Here is a 19,387-nt window from a genome sequence, read left to right on the forward strand (position 1 = left end):
CCCCACCCCGGAGACGATGTGACCCGCCGCGCCCTGGCGGCCCTGGCCGCGCTGCTGCTCGCCCTCCCCGCCGGCGCGCTCGCGCGCGGGCCCGGCGAGGGCGCCGACCGGCGCGAGGCGGAGCGGGGGCGGGTGCCCTCGGCGCAGCTCGCCGCCGCGGGCTCGGGGACGATGACCATCACGGGCCGCCTGGCGATCGCCGGCCACATCCCGGGCGGCGGCACGGTCACCATCCAGGACAAGGCCGGGGACGCGGTCGCGCGCCTCGCCGGCGAGCGGGTGCGGCTGCGCAGGGGCACGGCCCGGGTGCGCGACGCGTCCGGGCTGCTGTTCGTGGCCGGCTCGAGGCTCACCGTCCGGGTGACCGGCGCGCGGCTGTCGTTCTCCATCGCCGGGCACGGCCGCGCCCGCCTGCGCGGCAAGGGCGTGTACCGCCTCAACGGCGGGCCGGAGCGCGGCTGGCCGCGCGGCTGGATCGCGCTCGCGCCGGCGGGCCGGCGCGGCCGCTGAGGGCGCCGGCCGCGCGCGAGGCGGTGGACCGGGCCGGACGGCGCCACTACCATCCGGCGCCGATGGCACCCGACGACCGCCAGCGGGTCCTGATCGTCGAGGACGAGCCCAACATCGCCTCGTTCGCGCGCATGTACCTGGAGGCCGCGGGCTTCGCGGTGACCGTGGCCGCGCGCGGCGACGAGGGCCTCCGGATGGCCGAGGCCGACCCGCCGCCGGACCTGATCGTGCTCGACCTGATGCTGCCCGGCATGGACGGCTACGAGATCACGCGGCGCCTGCGCCAGGACGGCCACACGCCGATCATCATGCTCACCGCCCGCGACGACGCGGTCGACACGGTGGTGGGCCTCGAGCTCGGCGCCGACGACTACATCACGAAGCCCTTCAACCCGCGCGAGCTGGTGGCGCGGGCGCGGGCCGTGCTGCGGCGCGCCGAGGCGCGCCCCGCGGGCCCCGCGACGCCCGCCGCCGCGACCATCGAGGCCGGCCCCCTGCGGATCGACGTCGGCGGCCGCGAGGTGGCGGTCGACGGCGAGGACGTGCCGCTGACGCCGAAGGAGTTCGACCTCCTGGTGACGCTCATCGAGAACCGCGGCCTGGTGCTGACCCGCGAGCAGCTGCTCGAGCGCGTCTGGGGCTTCACCTTCCTCGGCGACTCGCGGACGATCGACGTGCACGTGCGCCAGCTGCGCCGCAAGCTCGGCGACGCGTGCCCCATCCAGACGGTGTGGGGCACCGGCTACAAGGTGCCCGCCAAGCGGTGAGCCGCTGGCGCGCGCCGCGCCCGTGGCGCACGCTGCGCGGCCGGCTCGTGCTCGGCGCGGCGGTCGGCCTGACCGTCGCGGCGGTGGTCTTCGCCGCCGTCGGGGGCGGCCTCATCCGGGCCCAGTCGCAGGTGGTCGCGCGGGCCGAGCTCGACCGCCAGGCCCGCGCCCTGGCGGGCCTGGTCTCGACCCAGTACGAGCGCCAGGTGGCCGACGGACGCGAGTTCACCTTCTACCAGCCCGCCGCGCTCGAGGCGCTCGTGGGCGCCCGCACGCGCCTCTACTACACCGGCCTGGCGCTGACGCCCGGCTCCGACCGGCCCACGGCCGACATCCCGTCGGTGGCGGCCGAGGAGATCGACTACGGCGAGCTCGAGCGCGAGGGCGTGCAGCGCATCGACTTCCGCCTGGGCGACGGGCCGCAGCTCGAGGCCTCGGCGGCGCCGGTCTACCTGGGCGACGAGATCGTGGGCGCGATCCTGCTGGCCCGCCCCCCCGGCCAGCTCGCGTCGGCCTGGCCCGACGTGGCCGGCCGGGTGATCGGCGCGGCGGGCATCGGGCTGGGCGTCGCGCTGCTCCTCTCGCTGCTGATGACCACCCGCATCACCCGCCCGCTCACCGCCATGCAGGCCGCCACGCACCGGGTGGCGGGCGGCGATCTGCGCACGGAGCTCGGCCCCACCGGCACCCAGGAGCTCGACGAGCTGGCCGCCGACTTCAACCGGATGGTGCGGCGGCTCGCCGAGCGCGAGGGCGAGACGCGCGACTTCCTGATGCGCGTCACCCACGACCTGCGCACACCGCTCACCGCCATCCGCGGCCACACCGCGGCGCTCGTCGACGGCGTCGTGCCCGAGGGCGAGGCGCCGCGCTCCCTGGCCGCCATCGCGAGCGAGGCCGGGCGGCTGGACGCGCTCGTCTCCGACCTGCTCGATCTGGCCCGCCTCGACGCGCGCCACTTCGCGCTCGACCTGGGCCGGGTGGAGCCCGCCGGCGTGCTGCGGCGCGCCGTCGAGGCGATGCGCCCCGCGGCGGCGGCCGGCGGCGTGGAGCTGACCTGCGAGCTGGGCGGGATGGCGCCCGTCGTGACCGACGCCTCCCGGGTGCAGCGGATCGTCGGCAACCTGCTCGAGAACGCGATCCACTGGACGCCCCGCGGCGGCGCGGTGCGGCTGGAGGGCGCCGCGCGGCCGGGCGGGGGCTTCACGGCGGCGGTCTGCGACACGGGCCCCGGGGTGCCCGCGGGGGACCGCGAGCGCATCTTCGAGCCGTTCCAGTCGCGCGAGACACCGTCGGGGCGGCGCGGCAGCGGCCTGGGCCTGGCGATCAGCCGCCAGCTCGCCCGGGCGCTCGGCGGCGACGTGCGGGTGGAGGCCCACGAGGGCGCCGGCAGCCGGTTCGTGCTCGAGGTGCCCGCGCGCGCCCCGCGCGGCCCGGGCCGCCCCTGAGACGCGCCGGGCGCCGGCGACCCGGGGGTCGCCGGCGCCCGGCCGTGCGGGGTCCTGCGGAGGGCCCGCCTAGGCGGTGGCCTCCTCGGGGTGCGGGGCGAGGACCACGTCCCCGCGCTCGCCGGTGCGGACCCGGATCGACTCATCGACGGTGAGGACGAAGATCTTCCCGTCCCCCGGCTCGCCCGTGTGGGCGAGCTCGAGGATGCAGTCGATCGCGCGGTCCAGGTCGGCGTCGTCGACCACCATCTCCAGCTTGAGCTTCGGCCGGAGGAAGATGGTGGTCTTCGCGCCGCGGTAGCTCTCGGTGAACCCCTTCTGGCGGCCCGAGCCCTTGACCTCCGTGACGCTCATGGAGGGGAGCCCCATGGTCGCCAGGCGGTCGTGGATGGCCTCGAGCGCCTCGTGCCGGATGAACGCCTCGATCTTCTTCACGGTGCGGTCTCCTTCCCCTTACGAGGCGGTCGCGGGCTTGGTGACCGTCGCCGCGCCGGCCGGCGCGGGGGCCTGCTGGTGCGAGTCGGACTCGGGCTCGGCGCCCTGGACGTCGATGAAGCGCTCCGGGTAGCCGAACATCCCGTGCTCGGAGATGTCGAGGCCGGCGAGCTCGTGCTCCTCGGAGACGCGCAGGCCGACCGTGTACTTGATCGCCGCGAAGACGATCAGGCACGCGACGAACGTGAAGCCGACGGTGGCCGCGATGCCGTAGAACTGGACCCAGAGCTGCTCGCCGCCGCCGCCGAGGAACAGGCCCTCGCGGGCGCCGGTGCGCTCGGCCGTCGCGAACAGGCCGATCGCGAGCGTGCCCCAGATGCCGGCCAGGCCGTGGGCCGGCAGGGCGCCGACCGGGTCGTCCACCCGCAGGCGGTCCACCGCGACGACGACCGGCGGGACGATCAGGCCGCCGACGAGGCCGATGAGGACGGCCGCCCACGGGTCCACGAAGGCGCACGGGGCGGTGATCGCCACGAGGCCCGCGATGGCGCCGTTGCCCATCTGCGACACGTCGAGGGTCCTGAACATGATCAGCGAGCCGATGGTGGCGCCGATGACGCCCGCGCCGGCGGCCAGGTTGGTGTTGACCGCCACGTCGGCGAAGTTGGCGCCGATCGCGCTGAGGAAGGAGGCCGGGTTGAAGCCCATCCAGCCCACCCAGAGGATGATCACGCCGAGCACCATGAGCGGGATGGAGTGGCCGGGGATCGGGCTCGCCTTGCCGTCGCGGAACTTGCCGATGCGCGGGCCGAGGATGAGCGTGCCGGCGAGGGCCGCGAGGGCGCCCTGCAGGTGCACGATCGAGGACCCGGCGAAGTCGAGGAAGCCGTCCTCGAAGAGCCAGCCACCACCCCACGTCCAGTGGGCGACGGTCGGGTAGATCAGGCCGATGTACAGGATCCCGAAGATGACGTACGCGGCGAACTTGGTGCGGTCGAGCATCGTCCCGAACACGATCGCCAGCGAGACGGCGGCGAACGTGGCCTGGAAGAAGAACGTCGCCTCGAAGTTGACGGCGTAGCCGGCCAGCGACGAGAAGTCCGTCGCGGGATCGCTCACGTCCATGAACCAGCCGGACGAGCCGATGAAGCCGTTCCCGTCGCCGAAGGCGAACGAGAAGCCGACCGCCCAGAAGATGATGAACGTGACGGACAGGTTGATGATGATCTTCGCCATCACCGCGCCCGCGTTCTTCATCCGGGACAGGCCGACCTCCAGCATGGCGAAGCCCGCCTGCATGAACAGGACGAGCACTGCACCCAGGAAGACCAGGAGCGTGTTGATCGCGATGTCCTGATCGGTGGCGTCCTGCGCCGCGGCGAGCGCCGGGATGCCCAGCAGCAACATCGCCGCGAGCACCGGCACGAGCCGGAATGACCTCAAACGCATGAGCTCTCCTTGCGCGTCGGGACAGGGCGTGGTTCGGGCCCCTCGTGTCCCGGCCACGCTAGGAGCCGACCGCCGCCAGGGGCTTTGGACACAGGGAGCAGCCGCGGCCCCCGCGGTTCGCCCGATGCACAAGGCCCCGGCCGGCGGGCGGCCGCGACGCCCGCCCTTGAGGCCCGTGGGGCGGGCGTGCAACGGTTCCGCGGTGCCGACGCCCGACGACGAGCGCCGCGACGAGAAGCGCCTGCCGGCCGAGCTCTCGCCGCTCACCCTGTTCCTCGCCGCCTTCGGCTCCGTGGTGGCGACCCTGCTCGTGTCGCGGTTCGGCCTCGCCGGGACGATCACCGGCGCGGCGCTGACGCCCATCGTGATCACCGTCGCCCGCGAGCTCGCCCGCCGGCCGGCCGAGCGGGTCGCCCGCCTGCCCTCGGAGGTGGTCCGGCTGCCCACCGGCGGCCGCGGCCTGGTCGAGCGCCTGCCGCAGGTGCGCCCGAAGGTGATCGCCGCCACCGCGGCCGCCGCCTTCGCCATCGCGGTCGCCGTCTTCACCGTCCCCGACCTGATCGCCGGCGAGTCCGTCGTCGCCGACCGCCCCTCGACCTTCTTCAGCGGCGGCGGGCGCGGCGGAGGCGGCGAGGCCCCGGCGACCACCACGACCACCACCACCACGCCCGCCGGCACGATCACCGCTCCGGCCGAGACGGTCGAGGCGCCGGCCACGACGGCGCCCGACACCACGACCGCGCCGGCGACCACCGCTCCGCCGGCCACGACGCCCGCCCCGCCGGCGCCCGCGCCGACGCCGGCGCCCGAGGCCCCCGTCGCGCCCGCGCCCGTCCCGGCCACCACCGCCCCCGCCGTCCCCCCGCCCACCCCGGCCCCCTGAACGCGCGGCCGGGTCGCGGGGTCGCGGCCGGTGGCCCGATCGCCCCCGGCGCCGTGCCCATCCGGGGCGCCAGGGATCCCGTCGCCGGGTGACGCCCAAGTGGACCTCGGCGCCGGGTCCATTCGGCGCGATCGGCCGCCCCGGGCAGACCGCGGGCACATGTCCAAGTGGACCTCGGCGCCGGGTCCATTCGGGACGACCGGCCGCCCCGGGGCGCACCGCGGGCCCATGTCCAAGTGGACGTCGGCGCCGGGTCCATTCGGACCATGACGGCGCCGAGGGTCGGATCGCCTGCGATCCACCCCCCGTGCCCGCCTTGACTCGATGCTCGGACGTCCGAATACTGGACTCCCAACGATCCTGGAGAGCACCCGTGAGCACCGCCGCGCCGCCCGAGCTGGACGCGACCCACCGTGAGATCCAGGGCCTCGCCCGCGAGTTCGCCCGGGGCGAGATCGCGCCCCACGCCGAGCGCTGGAACCGCGAGCACCACGTGCCCGTGGAGGCCCTCCGCCGCATGGGCGAGCTCGGCTTCCTCGGCGTGATCATCCCCGAGGAGTACGGCGGCGCCGGGCTCGACTACACGTGCCTCGCGCTCGTCATCGAGGAGATCGCCGCCGTCGACGCCGGGACGTCGGTCGGGGTCGCCGCCCAGAACTCGCTCGGAGCGTCGCCGATCGTGGCGCACGGCACCGAGGAGCAGCGGGCCCGCCTGCTGCCGCCGCTCGCCTCCGGGGAGCGCTTCGCCGCCTACGCGCTCACCGAGCCCGACGCCGGCTCGGACGCCGCCGGCCTGCGCACCAGCGCGACGCGGGACGGCGACCACTGGGTCGTGCGCGGCTCGAAGCAGTGGATCACGAACGGCGGCTTCGCCGACCTGTTCGTCCTGTTCGCCCGCACCGGCGGGCCCGGGGCGCGGGGCGTGTCGGCGTTCGTGGCCGAGCGCGGCGATGGCTTCACGGTCGGCCGCGAGATGCCCAAGATGGGCCTCCACACCTCGTCGACGGTCGAGCTGGCCTTCGACGGGTACCGCTTGCCGGCGGACGCGATGCTGGCCGACGAGGGCGCCGGCATGAAGGTCGCCTTCTCGACCCTCGACTCCGGCCGGGTGATCATCGCCGCCCAGGCCTGCGGCATCGCCCGGGCCGCCCTCGAGACGGCCGTCGACTACGCCCGCGAGCGCACCGCGTTCGGCGGCCCCATCGGCCGCTTCCAGGGCGTTCAGTTCCCCCTCGCGGAGATCGCCGCCCGGCTCGACGCGGCCCGCCTGCTCACCCTGCACGCCGCCCGCCTGCGGGACGCGGGCCGGCCGCACACGGCCGTCGGGGCGAAGGCCAAGCTCGTCGCCTCCCAGGTGGCCGTGGACGCGGCGAACGCCTGCGTGCAGACGCTCGGCGGCTACGGCTACTCGGCGGAGTACCCGGCCGAGCGCTACTACCGCGACGCCAAGATCACCCAGATCTACGAGGGCACGAGCGAGATCCAGCGCCTGGTGATCGCCCGCGACCTGCTCGGCGAGGCCGCCCGGGGGTGAGCGCCGGGCGGCACGCCGTCGGGCGCCGGTCGCCGGCGTGGCGTCGAGGCGCCGCCGGCCGCGCGCCGTGCGAGGTCGCCGCCGGTCAGCCGGGCGCAGCCAGGAGCGTCGCCGCCCGGTTGAGCAGGCGGGCCGCCTCGTCCGGCACGCCGGCCGCCAGGTACCAGGCGCCCGCGTCGGCCGCGGCGAGCGCGCGCCAGGCGCTCACCCGCCGGCCCATCGCCGGGTCGCCGTAGCCGGCGAGGACGGCGGCGAGGTCGGCGTCGTCGAGCCCGTTGATCTCCGCCAGGTAGGCGAGCTCCTCGGCGGGGTCGCCCATGCGCCAGAACTCCCAGTCGACCAGCCCGGGGCCATCCGGCCCCCACACCACGTTGGCGGCCACCAGGTCGCCGTGGAGCATGCGGAACGGACGGGCGTGGTCCCCCTCCCCGTCCCCCGCGGCCGGCCCCGCCGCGACGCGGCGCCCGAGCCCCTCCCAGGCGGTCCCGCCGAGCGCGCGCTCGGCGTCGTCGGCGCGCATCGCGCGGTACTCGGCCGCCGAGCGCGCGGGGCGCGGCCACCATGGCAGCCCGCCCTCGCGCGCCGCCCGCATGCCGTGCAGCTCCGCGAGCAGCGCGCCCAGCCGCCCGAGGTCCGCGGCGCCCGCGCCCGCGAGCGGCCGCGGCGCCCCCGGCAGCCGCGTGGACACCAGCACCCCCGGCGCGTGCCGCACGGGCCGCGGGGCGCGCGGCCACCCGTCCAGCAGGCGCAGCGCCCCGGCCTCGCGGTCCAGGGCGGCCGGGTCGCCGCGCTTCTCCACGAGCGGCGGATCGCCGCCCAGCTCGCGCACCGTGAAGCGGTCCGACACACCCGGAACCTAGACCGCGCGCCGGGGGCTGACTACGGTTCGCCTCCGGATGAGCCGGCGGCGTACGAAGATCCCGGCGACGCTCGGCCCCTCGACCGACGCCTCGGGCCGGCTCGACGAGCTGGTGGCGGCCGGGATGGACGGCGGGCGGATCGCCTGCGCCCACGACGCCCCGGACGAGTGGCGCCGGCGAGCGCGGGCGCCGCGCGAGCAGGGCCGGCGGGCGGGGCGCCCGCGGGCCCTGCTCGCCGACATCGCCGGGCCCAGGATGCGGCTGGCCGCCGACGCGCCCGACCCGCGCCGTGGCGGCCGGCGTCAACTGGCCGGGCCTCGCCGACGCAGGCGCGGCCGGCCGCTCGACGCGGCCCGGGCCGCGCCCAGGCACCGGCCGCGCCTGCGGGTGGTGGCGCTGAGCGAGGACCAGGGCGTGCGCCGCGAGCTCGCGATGGAGTTGGGCGTCGTGCCGGGCGCCCTGCCGCCGCGCCGCGACGACCTGTCGCTCCATCGCCGGATCATGCTGCGGCGGGCGCGCGAGGTCGCGGGCCTCGCGCCGGGCGACCTCGTGGTGTTCACCGACGCGCCGCCCGTCTCCTGCCCGTCCGAGACGACCCACCTCGCCCTGCGCGAGGTCCCCTGACGCGACCGGCGCGCGCCGCGGCGGGTGTCGCCTCCGTGCTCGCGGCCGTCGCGCTCGCCGCGGCCGGCTGCGCCGCCGACGGCGGCGACCGCCCGACCGGCCCGTCGCCCCCGGACCGCCTGTCCGTGACCCTCCACGGCGGCGGCTTCGGCGGCTTCCGGGTGGAGCTCGAGTGCGTGGTCGCCGACCGCGGGCCGTGCGCCGAGATCCTCGACGCCCTGCGCGCGCTCGACGAGGACGAGCGCTGCTCCCCGCTGGCGGGCCGCGACGGCCGCGCGGAGCTGGACGGGACGATCGGCGGCGACGAGGTGCGCGCCGTCGTCGCGCGCCGCACGGACTGCGAGGAGCGCGCCTACGCGCGGGTGGTCGCCGCGCTCGGCCTGGGCGCGCCCGACCAGCCGGCGAGCACCTCGGCCGCACCCACCAGGCCCGGGGCCACCGCGTCCGCGGCGGCGAGCGCCATCTCGTCGTAGGCCCCGGTCGTCACCGCCACGCACCGCGCGGCGCCGGCGCGCGCGCAGGTGATGTCCCGGGGCGTGTCGCCGACCACGACGGCCGCCGCCGGGCGGCCGTGGCGGGCCAGCGCGACGGGCACCAGCTCGTCGCGGTGCTCGCGGTCCGAGCCGAACGCGCCGCCCCCGGGCGGGAACCAGCCGGCGAGGCCGGCCGCCGCCATCTTGGCGCGGGCGATCGGCTCGAGGTTGCCGGTGAGCAGTGCCAGCGCGACGCCGGCCTCGCGCATCAGCGCGAGCCCCTCCGCCGCCCCGGGCGCAACCGCGGGCGGCGGCGCCTCCCGCTCGAGGTCGGCGTGCAGCTCCACGGCGCGCGCGATCCAGGTCGCCATCCGGTCCGAGATCCGCTCGTCGGCCACGCCGTGGGCGCGCAGGACGAGGCGGGCGATCTCCCGGTCGGTGCGGCCGGCCGGCCGGATCGCGGTGACGTCGCCGGGCGTGGCCGCCACGTCCCAGACGTCCGCCATCGCGGTCGCCAGGGCCGCGGTGTGCGCCGCCGGGGCGCCGAGCAGCAGCGTGCCGTCGATGTCGATCAGCGCGAGCACCGCCAGAGGATAGGGGGCCGTCCGGCGTGCCAGACTGGACCCCCCGGCCGGGACGGCCGGAGGGGGTGCATGGGCAGGCGTCGTCTGACATGGCTGAACGTGCTGGTGCTGGCGGCGATCCTCGCGGCCGGCACGATCGCCACGCTCGCCGCCGTGCGCCACGAGCGCGACGGCGCCGAGCGCCGGCAGGCCGAGGCCGCCGACCCGGTGGTGCGCGCGCTCGCGGGCGAGGTCGGGTCGATCGCCGACGGCCTGGAGGGGGTGCGCGCGTTCTTCGAGTCGTCGGACGCGGTCACGTCGGCCGACCTGTCCCGGTTCGCGGCGCCGCTGCTGCGGCGCCACCCGGCCCTCGAGTACGTCGCCTGGAGCCCGGTGGACGCGTCCGGCGCGCCGCGCACCGCGATCGTCGCGCGGCGCGGCTCGGTCACCGTGCCGGTGGCGGGGGCGCTCGCCACGCCCGAGGTGGGCCGCGCCCTCGCCGCGGCGCGGGACGCCGCCCTGCCGCGGATGACGCCGCCGCTGACCGCCCCCGACGGCCGGCGGGTGGTCGTGATGGCGGCCCCGGTCTACGACGCGGGGGCACCGCTCGGGCGCCGGGCCGAGCGGCGGGCCGCGCTGCGCGGCTACGTCACCGGCGCCGCGCTCGTGGCCGAGCTGGGCCGGCCGGCCGGGGCCCGGCTGCCCGCCGGCGCCACCATCGACGTCCGCGACGGCGCCGTTCCGGTGCTCGGCGGGGGTGGCGGCGACCGGGCGGGGACGATCGACACGGGCGGGCGGCGCTGGAGCGTCGCGATCGCGGGCCTGCCCGGCCCGTCGGCGACGCTGCCGCTGTCGATCGGGGCCAGCGGGCTCCTGCTGACGGCGCTCGTCGGGCTCATGCTCGTCAGCTCCGCCGGCCGCGAGGCGAGCGCGCGCGACGAGCTCGAGCGGCTGCGCTCGCGCCACGACCTGATCCTCGCCTCGGCGGGCGACGGCATCGTCGGCCTTGACCGCGACTGCCGCGCCGGCTTCGTCAACCCGGCGGCCGCCGCGATGCTCGGATGGGACGTCGAGGACCTGACCGGCGGACGCATCGACCAGCTGGTGCTGCCCGAGATCGGGCGGCCGGTGCGCGCCGGGCACGACGCCTCCGGCGAGGCACGGGCCCGGCGGCGCGACGGCGGGACCCTCCCGATCGAGTACTCGGTCACCCCCATCGACGAGGGCGGGGGGCCGCGCGGCGCCGTGCTCGTCTTCCGCGACGTCACCGAGCGCAAGCGGGCCGAGCAGCGCACCCTGCGAGATCTCGCGCTGGCCGAGGAGCGCGCCGCGGTGGACGCGCTCACCGGCCTGGCCAACCAGCGCGTCTTCCACGAGCGGCTGCGCGAGGAGATCCGGCGGGCCGCACGCCACGGGCGGGGCCTGGCGCTGGTGCTGATGGACTTCGACCACTTCAAGCGGGTCAACGACCGCTTCGGCCACCAGGTGGGCGACCAGGCGCTGCGGCACGCCGCCGGCGTGCTGGCGGCGGAGACGCGCTCGGGCGAGCTCGTGGCGCGGGTGGGCGGCGAGGAGTTCGCGATGCTGCTGCCCGACGCCGACGGCGACGAGGCCGCACGGGCGGCCGAGCGGGTGCGCCGCGGGATCGAGGCCACGAGCTTCCCGGAGGTCGGCTCGATGACGATCTCTGCCGGAGTCTGCGACCTTTCCCACGCCCGGGACGCGGAGACGCTCTACCGGCTTGCGGATACCGCGCTGTACGCCGCCAAGAGCGCGGGGCGCAACACCGTTCGCCGCTACCGGCCGCCGATCGCGCCCGATTGACGACCGACCCGGGACGGTATCCTCGCCCGGCAGGATGGCTGTCGAGCGACCCCCGCGCCGAGCGGCGCTGACCCACCACGGACCGGCGCCGCGCCGGCCGGGCCCGTGACGCCGCCGCCGGGGCGCACGGGCGTCGTCGTGGCATGCGCGCTGGCGGCCGGCGGAGCCGGCGGGCTGCTGCTGGTGGCCACGTCGCTGTGGCAGTCCGGGCCGGCGCGGGCGCCGCTCCACGTGACCGGGCAGGCCGCGCCGATCACCACGCCGGCCACGGGCCGGCCGGCGCCACCGCCGCCGGGCGTCGGCCGCCCCCCGGCCGACGGGGCGGCGGATGCGCCCGTCCCGCCCTCGCCGCCGGCGCGCCCGTCGGCGCCGGTCCGGCCCGCGGCGTCGCGCCCGGTGGCGCGCCGGACGAGCCCTCCGCGAGCGGCGCCGGCGAGGGGCGGCGCCCCTGTGGTCCGGCCGGTGGGCGCCGTGCGGATCCCGCCCGCCCCGCGGCCCCTGACGCCCGCGCCCGTCGCTCCGGCGCCCGTGGCCCCGGCGCCGGGCGTCCCCCCCGTCGTCCCGGTGCCCGTGGCCGGGGCGCCCGCGCCCGTCGCGCCCGCTGCCCCGGCGCCGGTGGCGCCCGGGCCGGTGGCACCGGCGCCGATGACACCGGTGCCCGTGACGCCCGCGCGCCCGGTGCCCGCCGGACGGCCCGCCGGCGGCGGGGCGCCCCTGGCGCCGGAGCCCGCCATCCCCGTGCCGGATCAGGACGGAGCGCCGGCGCCCGATCCCGGCGGGACGCCCGTCCCGGAGCCGGACGGGAAGCCCGAGCCGGATCCGGACGGGACGCCGGTGCCCGATCCCGGCGGGAAGCCCGTCCCGGATCCTGACGGGAAGCCCGAGCCGGTTCCCGGTGGAAAGCAGGAGTCGGATCCGGACGGGAAGCCCGAGCCGGTTCCCGGTGGGAAGCAGGAGGCGGTCGAGCAGCCGGAGCCGGCCACCGGCCCCGGCGACTGCGGCGTCAGGAGCGGGAGAACGGCAGCACGGTGGTGAGCCACTGGACGAGCGCGTCCGGGTTGCGGCTCTGCACCATCACCTCGCCGGGGCCGCGGAAGTCGAAGACGAAGCCCTCGCCGCTCTTCAGCGACTGGATGGTGCGCCCGCCCGCGGCGCGGCGCAGGTCGAAGCCGACCGTCTCGCTGAAGGCGACCATGTGGCCGGAGTCGACGACCATCGTCTCGCCGTCGGCCAGCCGCACGCGGTCGATGGCCCCGTAGCTCGAGAGCACGACCGTGCCGCTCCCCGCGGCGCGGATCATGAACCCGCCCTCGCCGCCGATGAGGCTCTTGAAGCCGCCCCACTTGGTGTCGATCTCGACCCCCGACTCGGAGGCGATGTAGGAGCCGCGCTGGATGAACAGCGGCGTGGCGCCCACCTCCACCGTGACCATGTCGCCCGGCAGGTGCGCGGCCACGTCGACCCACCCCCCGCCGGGCGGCGCCGTGTAGGTGGTGATGAAGAACGACTCGCCGCCGAGCACGCCGCGCCGCAGCGACTTCATCAGCCCGCCCTGCATCGCGGCCTGGATCTCGACGCCGTGGGAGTGGGCCATCATCGCGCCCGACTCGGCGCGGACGGTCTCCCCGCCGCCGAGCGTGCAGCGCGCCACGGCGAAGCTGGGGGCGTGCCTGATCGCGATCTCCATGATCTCCTCCGGGTGCGCTCGACGGGGCGCGCATCCAAGCACGCGGCGCGGCCGTCATGGCCGGCCCGGCACCGCCGCAGGGAGCAAGCGCGGGGCCCGGACGCTGTGCCCAGGGCCAAGGACGGGCGCCCGGCCGTTCTCCAGACTGCCGAGTCGAACGGGGTGGAGTGCACTGCCTACCGGGTCAGCTCCGTTCGACACGGCGAGCGGCCCGGACCGGGAGGTCAGCCCCCTTCCTCCCGGTCCGCGCCCGCTCCGCCCCCATCGCGCGCCGCGTCCACCAGCGCGGCGATCACCCCGCTGTCCGGGTCGGCTTCGGGGTGCCACTGCACGCCCAGCAGCCATCCCGAGCCCGTGCCCTCGACGGCCTCGGGGACGCCGTCGCCCTCGGCCCGCGCGCTGACGCGCAGGCCCTCGCCGACGCGGGCGATCGCCTGGTGGTGGTGGGAGGCCACGAGGTCGGACGTGCCGCCGATCGCATCGAAGGCCCGCGTGCCGGGATCGGCCTCGACCTCGTGCTCGTTGCCGATGAACACGCCCGTGGCCCGCCGGTGCTCCGTCGTGCCGAGGTCCTCCGGCAGGTGCTGGCTGAGGGTCCCGCCGGCCGCCACGTTGATCACCTGGGCGCCCCGGCAGATGCCGAGCACCGGCAGTCCGCGGGCGACCGCGGCGCGCACGAGGGCGATCTCGGCCGCGTCGCGCAGCGGGATGGGCGGGTCGGCCTCGGGGTGGGGCGTGTCGCCGTAGTGGGCGGCGTCGACGTCGACCCCGCCGACCAGCAGCAGGCCGTCGAGGCGGTCGAGCACCGCCTCCGGGCGGTCCACGAGGACGGGGTCCGGCGGAATCAGCAGCGCCACCGCGCCCGCCCGCTGGAGGTGCTCGATGTAGTTCATCGGCACGAGCGCCGCCGGCATCTCCCAGACCGACCAGCGCGCCGGCTCCATGGCGGCGCAGATGCCGATGACGGGTGGGCTGGGGGCGGAGCGGGCGATGCTCCCAGCGTATCGAGACCGGCCCGGCGGCCGCTTGCGCACGATGTTCGGTGGACCTAAGGTGCGCCCCCGTGGCCACCGAACCGCTGCGCGCCCTCGCAGTCGCGCCCGCCCCCGCGGCCGGAGCGGTCCGATTGGACCTCGACCACCCGCTCAATCGCGCGATACGGCGCCTCGGGGCGACACGCGTCGCCGAGCACCTGCCCCCGGGGCTGCGCGCCGGAGCGTTCGACGACCACGGCTGGCTGCGCCGCGAGGACCTGCTCGGCGCGGCGACCCTGGACCTGCTGACGGCCGCCGTCGCCTCCCAGGCCGGCTGCGACGACCCGCGCCTGACCGGCACGCTGCTGCTGGAGGGCTACGCCTGGCAGCTCGCCGCGCCGGCGCTCGGGCTCCTCCTCGCGGCCGGCCGCCTGCCCGACATCGACCCGGCCACGCTGTACGTCCGCCTGGCCGACGACGGCCGGGTGGAGGCGCTCGCCTACGCCTCGGGCCGGTTCGCCACGCTGGAGGACGACCCGGAGGCCGGCCACCCGGATGCGACCACGTTCGCCGACGACCATGCCCTGCTCGCCTGGTTCCGTCGCGCGCTCGTGCGCCATCTCGAGCCGGTCGTCGAGGCCGTCGCCCCGCGCGCCCGCCGCGGCCGCCGCGCGCTGTGGCGCTCCGTGGAGGACTGCTGCTCGGGCGCGATGACGTGGATCGGCGACGAGCTCGGCGACGGCGACGGCGCGCGGGCCCGCGCGGGGCTGCTCCTGGGGGTCGAGGAGCCGCTCGGCGACCCGCCGTGCTTCGAGGTCATCGGCGAGGACCCCGGCGCCCCGGTCGTGCGCCGGCGGATCGGCTGCTGCCAGAGCTTCCGCGCCCCCGGGGGCGCGCTCTGCCCGACCTGCCCCCGCGCCCGCGTGCGCGGGTAGAGGTCCACTTGGACGGCGGCTCGCCGTCCAAGTGGACCGTCAGGCGCGCCACTCCCGCGTGTGGAGGGGCCGCATCTCGTAGGGGATCGCCCGCCCCGCGTCGGGACCGCGCACCACGCCCGTGCTCCCGTAGGCGGCGAGCGCCGGAGACGGCCGCTCGACGACGCGCTCGATCAGGGTCTCGAAGGCCTCGCGGCCGGTCGCGAACCGCCAGGCGGCACCCGGGTCACCGGGACAGCGGTCCGGGTGGTGGTCGCGGGCGAACCGACGCCATGCGCCGACCAGGTCGTCGCGACCGACCCGGGAGCCCCGGAGGCCCAGCACGCCGGCTGCCACGTCGATGTCCATGACGCGACGCTACGCCGGGGGGGTGGCCGGGGAGCCACCCGCGCGCAGGGTTCGCCCCTGGCCCCTCGGACGGGGCTAGAGTGGTCGCATGATGGCGCTCGGCTACACGCTCGTCGGCCTGCTCGTGGGCGGGGGACTGATCCTCTGCGCGGGCGTCGCGGCGGGCATCTGGTTCGCGGTGTCGGCCGCACGGCCCGAGCTCATGGAGCGCCGCCGAGACCGCTCCCGCTGAGGTCGCCGCCGTCCGGCGCGCGCTCTAGCGTCCGGCTCCCGTGCTGCGCGAGGACGTCAACGCCCGCTTTGAGACCGGCTTCCTGCGATGCCGGTTCGTCAGCGGCCGCCGCGAGTTCAGCTTCATCTCCGGGCTGACCCACCGCGCGATCCTGCGCGACCAGGAGGCCGCGCCCGTGCCGGTCGCCGAGGACGAGCGGCGCACCTGGTGGATGTTCCGCGGCCGGTTCTTCTGGGAGGACGACGGCCTGACGGCCGACGAGGTGCGCGCGCTGATCCACGAGCGCGACCGGCGTCGCCGGCGGCGCATCGACCGCGCCATCGACCTCATGCTGGCCGACGAGGAGGGCGCGGGCGGCCCGCGCCGGGAGCCGATCCCCGAGGACGTGCGTCGCGAGGTCTTCCGCCGCGACGGCGGGCGCTGCGCGGAGTGCGGCTCCGACGAGCTGCTGCAGTTCGACCACGTCATCCCGGTGGCGCTCGGCGGCGCGTCGACGCCCGAAAACCTGCAGCTGCTGTGCGCACCCTGCAACCGCGCGAAGGGCGCCGCGCTCGCATGAGCGCGCCCGCCCCGATGGCCGCCGCGATGCTCGGCTGGATGCGCCGCCACGGCGACGTGCTGCGCGACCTGCTGGCCGACGAGGGCGCCGCCGACGTCGGCTCGACCCCCGCCGGCGACGCCGCGATCCGGGCCCACCTGCGGTTCGCGGCCGCGGCGCTGCTCGCCACGGCGACGCCGCCCCTGCGCGACGAGCTCGAGGGCTTCGCGCAGGGGCTGCCCGGCTGGCTGGACGAAAGCCGCCCCCTGCTCGAGCGCCACCTCGTCACCGGCGCCGGCGCGATGGCGCTCGAGGAGCACCTGCAGTTCGGCGTCCGCCCCGGCGCCGACCCGTCGCTCGACGCGGCGCTCGAGCGGCGGCTGCGGATCGGCGGCTGGATCCGGATCCTCGCGCTCGGCCTCGAGACCCACCTCGGCCCGGGGCACGACGGCCTCGCCGGGCAGGTGCTCGACTGGATGGGCGGCCGCCACCGCGAGCTGTCGCGGCTCATCCTCTCGCTCGACCGGGAGCTCAAGGCGGCCGCGCGGCGCGCCGCGCCCGGTGGCGCCCTCGACCTCGCCACGCAGGACGAGATCGGGCAGGCCGCCAACGTCCAGGGCCACGTGCGCATGCTGGTGGAGGCGCTCGGCGCCACCCTGGGCGACGACCCCGCCTGACGGCCCGCCGGACGCGCGCGGGCCGTCGTCGCCCCCGGGCGGGCTGCCGCCGCCGGGCGGGCCGGGCCGGCGGGGACCCGGGGGCCCGGGCGGGTCGTCGAGCAGCCAGCGCCCCTCGCGGAACCAGCGGCGCATGGTGCGCACGCTGGGCGGTCGGGCGGGACCGGCCTCGAGCGAGGCCAGCAGCGACCCGATCACCGCCGCCGGGTGCTCGCCGGCGGCGAAGCGCCGCTCGGCCTCGGCGCGCAGGGCCGGCCAGGCGTACGAGCCGGGGCGCGGGCGCCCCCGGTCGCCGCGCGACAGCAGGCGCGCCCGGTGCAGGTCGAGCGCCCGGTGGCGGCGCCGGTCAAGGCAGCCGGCCGCCCCCCAGACCGACATCAGGCTGACCACCAGGTCGCGCCCCACCCGCCGGCGCTGGAAGGCCGCCGAGCGGTGGGCCGCGCAGAGCCAGACCGACACCCCGGCCGGCAGGTGCAGCTCGGCCCGCGGCCCCTCGCCCGGGCCGGCGCAGATCGCACAGGGCGGCCGGCTGCCGAGCGAGCGGTCCTTGTAGTAGCTGCGCGCCATCGCCGGCCGAGCATCGCCCCGCCCGTCGTCACCGCGAAAGCCCCCGCCCGTGCCCGAAGGCGCACGGCCCCGCGCCGGCCCACGTCGCAATCGGACGCGCGCCCGAGGTCCGATCGGACCGCTTCCCCGCACGAGGGGCGGGCGGGGGCGTCGGCAGCGGCCCTGAGCTCGGGCGTCAAATCGGACGGCGCGCCGGGCCGTGTCGCGATCGGACCACCGCTCGAGGTCCAATCGGACATCGACGCGACGGCGGGCGCCCGAGGCGACCCCCTCGCTGATCGATCCCCGGGGCGGGAGGCCGCGAATGGCAGCGGGCCAACCCCGGGGCGCGAGCGGCGGCGAGCGCGTCGTGTGATGATTCCAGGCCGACTCCGTCCACCGAACCGCAGAGGGCATCCACGCGTGCAGACGATCTACGTCACCGGCCACCGCAACCCGGACCTCGACTCCATCGCGTCGGCGATGGGGTACGCGGAGCTGAAGGGACGGCTCGACCCGGCGAACCGCTACGTGCCGGTCCGGCTCGGTGAGATCAACGCGCAGGCGCGGTGGGCGCTCGAGCGCAGCGGCGCCCCGGCGCCGGAGCTGCTCGACCACGTGATGCTGCGGGCGCGGGACGTGATGCGCCACGACTACCCGCGCGCCGAGGACGCGTGCCCGCTGCGCGACGTGGGCCGCACGATGGCCGCGAACGACCTCGACCTGATCCCGATCGTCGACGGAGACGAGGCGATCGTGGGCATCCTGACGGCGCGCGACCTGGCGCGCAGGTACGTCAAGGAGTCGGGCGAGCCGTCGAGCTTCGCGGACCGGCCGGCGTCGGTCGAGCTGATCGTCGAGGTGCTCGGCGGCAGGCTGCTGGTGCCGCCGCAGCGGCGGCTCAACGGCCGGCTCTGGGCCGTGACGGTCGACGCGGAGACCATGGGGAGCACGATGGGCCCCAACGACATCGCGGTGATCGGCAACCGCACGGACGCGCAGCGCAAGGCGGTGGAGATCGGCGTGGCGCTGCTGGTGGCGCCGTACGACGTCGAGCCGGACGCCGAGGTGCTCGCGGAGGCCGAGGCCGCCGGCACCGGCGTGGTGGTCTCGCCGCTGGACTCCTACGTGACGGGCCGCCTCGTGTCGCTGTCGGTGCCGGTGCGCGAGGTGATGACGCGCGACCCGCTGGTGGTCGACCCCGACGACCTGCTCACCGACGTCGCCGAGCGCATCAAGGGCGTCCACTACAGCGCCGCGATCGTCGCCGACGACGACGGGCGGCCGATGGGCGTGGTGACGCGCGCCGAGCTCGTCAACCCGGAGCCGCGGCACGTGCTGCTCGTGGACCACGCCGAGGAGGCCCAGAGCGCGCCCGGCGTCGGCGAGGCACACATCGTGGAGATCCTCGACCACCACCACATCGGCTCGATCGAGACGCGCTTCCCGGTCACCGCCGTGTTCGACCCGGTCGGCAGCACGGCCACGCTGGTCGTGGAGCGCTTCCGCTCGCACGGGCGCGAGCCGCGGCAGCCCACCGCCGCGATGCTGCTGGCGGCGATCCTCTCGGACACGGTCATCCTCAGCTCGCCCACCACGACCGACCGGGACCGCGAGGTCGTGGAGTACCTCGAAGAGCTGCTGCGGATCGACGCGCGCTCCTACGGCACGGAGATGTTCGAGGCCTCGTCCGACGTCGGCGACGTCCCCGCGTCGGAGATCATCCGCCGCGACGCCAAGGAGTACGAGGTCAGCGGCGGCCGGCGGCTCTGCGTCGCCCAGATCGAGACCGTGGGCCGCGGCCTGCTGACCCGCAAGGACGAGCTGCTCGGCGCGATGGAGCTCGTGCGCGACCGCGAGGACTACGCGGTGTACGCGCTCATGGTCACGGACATCGTCGAGAAGGGCACGGAGCTGCTCGTGGCGGGCGACGCGGCCGCGGTCGCGCGGGCCTTCGGGCTGGAGCCGAACGGCAGCGTGCTGGACCTGCCGGGGGTGATGAGCCGCAAGAAGCAGGTCGCGCCCAAGCTGCTGGCCGCCTTCTGAGCCTGTGAGCCGCCCCCCGGGGCGGCTCACAGCG

Annotated in this window: 19 protein-coding genes; 12 read left to right on the forward strand and 7 right to left on the reverse strand. The window is 77.1% G+C overall.

Annotated elements, in window-relative coordinates; translation table 11 throughout:
• Positions 1-18 precede the first annotated feature (18 nt).
• The 3 genes from ITJ85_RS13265 to ITJ85_RS13275 all read left to right on the forward strand — a co-directional run bounded on the left by ITJ85_RS13265 (position 19) and on the right by ITJ85_RS13275 (position 2,725).
• The gene (locus ITJ85_RS13265; protein WP_217913581.1) at positions 19-510 is read left to right on the forward strand and encodes a hypothetical protein; all 492 of its coding nucleotides are present in this window, start codon (positions 19-21) and stop codon (positions 508-510) included.
• 62 nt (positions 511-572) lie between these two features.
• Positions 573-1,277, forward strand: a complete 705-nt coding sequence (locus ITJ85_RS13270) for a response regulator transcription factor (protein WP_217913582.1) — start codon at positions 573-575, stop codon at positions 1,275-1,277.
• Complete coding sequence (locus ITJ85_RS13275; RefSeq protein WP_217913583.1) at positions 1,274-2,725, forward strand: sensor histidine kinase; 1,452 nt, start codon at positions 1,274-1,276, stop codon at positions 2,723-2,725. Before ITJ85_RS13270 ends, ITJ85_RS13275 begins: the two co-directional genes overlap by 4 nt.
• A 69-nt stretch (positions 2,726-2,794) precedes the next feature.
• On the opposite strand, the gene ITJ85_RS13280 is transcribed toward ITJ85_RS13275, so the two are convergent.
• Together ITJ85_RS13280 and ITJ85_RS13285 are read right to left on the reverse strand one after the other, a co-directional pair.
• A complete protein-coding gene (locus ITJ85_RS13280; RefSeq protein ID WP_217913584.1) occupies positions 2,795-3,160 on the reverse strand; it encodes a P-II family nitrogen regulator in 366 nt (121 codons plus the stop codon).
• A gap of 18 nt (positions 3,161-3,178) precedes the next feature.
• Positions 3,179-4,609 carry an ammonium transporter gene (locus ITJ85_RS13285; protein WP_425517056.1) on the reverse strand — a complete coding sequence of 477 codons (1,431 nt, stop codon included), beginning with the start codon at positions 4,607-4,609 and terminating at the stop codon, positions 3,179-3,181.
• A 202-nt stretch (positions 4,610-4,811) separates the two neighbouring features.
• Between ITJ85_RS13285 and ITJ85_RS13290 the strand changes: the two genes are divergently transcribed.
• Positions 4,812-5,492: a hypothetical protein gene (locus ITJ85_RS13290; protein WP_217913586.1), complete on the forward strand. Its 681-nt coding sequence runs from the start codon at positions 4,812-4,814 to the stop codon at positions 5,490-5,492.
• Between the two features lie 373 nt (positions 5,493-5,865).
• On the forward strand, positions 5,866-7,026 hold the full coding sequence (locus ITJ85_RS13295) for an acyl-CoA dehydrogenase family protein (protein ID WP_217913587.1): 1,161 nt from the start codon (positions 5,866-5,868) through the stop codon (positions 7,024-7,026).
• 85 nt (positions 7,027-7,111) lie between these two features.
• On the opposite strand, the gene ITJ85_RS13300 is transcribed toward ITJ85_RS13295, so the two are convergent.
• Entirely contained in the window at positions 7,112-7,873 is a 762-nt protein-coding gene (locus ITJ85_RS13300; RefSeq protein WP_217913588.1) for a phosphotransferase, read from the reverse strand.
• A gap of 49 nt (positions 7,874-7,922) precedes the next feature.
• On the opposite strand from ITJ85_RS13300, the gene ITJ85_RS13305 reads away from it, so the two are divergent.
• Positions 7,923-8,510: a pyruvate kinase gene (locus ITJ85_RS13305; protein WP_217913589.1), complete on the forward strand. Its 588-nt coding sequence runs from the start codon at positions 7,923-7,925 to the stop codon at positions 8,508-8,510.
• A gap of 352 nt (positions 8,511-8,862) precedes the next feature.
• Here the strand turns inward: ITJ85_RS13305 and ITJ85_RS13310 are convergent, their stop codons facing one another.
• A complete protein-coding gene (locus ITJ85_RS13310; RefSeq protein WP_217913590.1) occupies positions 8,863-9,567 on the reverse strand; it encodes an HAD family hydrolase in 705 nt (234 codons plus the stop codon).
• A gap of 69 nt (positions 9,568-9,636) precedes the next feature.
• Between ITJ85_RS13310 and ITJ85_RS13315 the strand changes: the two genes are divergently transcribed.
• The gene (locus ITJ85_RS13315; RefSeq protein WP_217913591.1) at positions 9,637-11,370 is read left to right on the forward strand and encodes a sensor domain-containing diguanylate cyclase; all 1,734 of its coding nucleotides are present in this window, start codon (positions 9,637-9,639) and stop codon (positions 11,368-11,370) included.
• A 1,003-nt stretch (positions 11,371-12,373) separates the two neighbouring features.
• Here the strand turns inward: ITJ85_RS13315 and ITJ85_RS13320 are convergent.
• Together ITJ85_RS13320 and ITJ85_RS13325 are read right to left on the reverse strand one after the other, a co-directional pair.
• Positions 12,374-13,057: a TIGR00266 family protein gene (locus tag ITJ85_RS13320; protein ID WP_217913592.1), complete on the reverse strand. Its 684-nt coding sequence runs from the start codon at positions 13,055-13,057 to the stop codon at positions 12,374-12,376.
• Positions 13,058-13,281: 224 nt separating this feature from the next.
• Positions 13,282-14,091: a gamma-glutamyl-gamma-aminobutyrate hydrolase family protein gene (locus ITJ85_RS13325; RefSeq protein WP_281412198.1), complete on the reverse strand. Its 810-nt coding sequence runs from the start codon at positions 14,089-14,091 to the stop codon at positions 13,282-13,284.
• Positions 14,092-14,120: 29 nt separating this feature from the next.
• Between ITJ85_RS13325 and ITJ85_RS13330 the strand changes: the two genes are divergently transcribed.
• Positions 14,121-14,966, forward strand: a complete 846-nt coding sequence (locus ITJ85_RS13330) for a (2Fe-2S)-binding protein (RefSeq protein ID WP_217913594.1) — start codon at positions 14,121-14,123, stop codon at positions 14,964-14,966.
• A 39-nt stretch (positions 14,967-15,005) separates the two neighbouring features.
• Here ITJ85_RS13330 and ITJ85_RS13335 read toward each other — a convergent pair whose 3' ends face one another.
• Positions 15,006-15,314 carry a J domain-containing protein gene (locus tag ITJ85_RS13335; RefSeq protein WP_217913595.1) on the reverse strand — a complete coding sequence of 103 codons (309 nt, stop codon included), beginning with the start codon at positions 15,312-15,314 and terminating at the stop codon, positions 15,006-15,008.
• Positions 15,315-15,402: 88 nt separating this feature from the next.
• On the opposite strand from ITJ85_RS13335, the gene ITJ85_RS13340 reads away from it, so the two are divergent.
• The 4 genes from ITJ85_RS13340 (at position 15,403) to ITJ85_RS13355 (ending at position 19,353) form a co-directional block, all read left to right on the forward strand.
• A complete protein-coding gene (locus ITJ85_RS13340; RefSeq protein WP_217913596.1) occupies positions 15,403-15,546 on the forward strand; it encodes a hypothetical protein in 144 nt (47 codons plus the stop codon).
• 40 nt (positions 15,547-15,586) lie between these two features.
• The gene (locus ITJ85_RS13345; protein WP_217913597.1) at positions 15,587-16,105 is read left to right on the forward strand and encodes an HNH endonuclease; all 519 of its coding nucleotides are present in this window, start codon (positions 15,587-15,589) and stop codon (positions 16,103-16,105) included.
• Positions 16,102-16,761: a hypothetical protein gene (locus ITJ85_RS13350; RefSeq protein ID WP_217913598.1), complete on the forward strand. Its 660-nt coding sequence runs from the start codon at positions 16,102-16,104 to the stop codon at positions 16,759-16,761. The genes ITJ85_RS13345 and ITJ85_RS13350 overlap by 4 nt, the downstream gene beginning before the upstream one ends.
• A gap of 969 nt (positions 16,762-17,730) precedes the next feature.
• Entirely contained in the window at positions 17,731-19,353 is a 1,623-nt protein-coding gene (locus ITJ85_RS13355; protein WP_217913599.1) for a putative manganese-dependent inorganic diphosphatase, read from the forward strand.
• Positions 19,354-19,387 lie beyond the last annotated feature (34 nt).

The sequence above is a fragment of the Miltoncostaea marina genome, from assembly GCF_018141525.1.
Taxonomy (GTDB): Bacteria; Actinomycetota; Thermoleophilia; order Miltoncostaeales; family Miltoncostaeaceae; genus Miltoncostaea; species Miltoncostaea marina.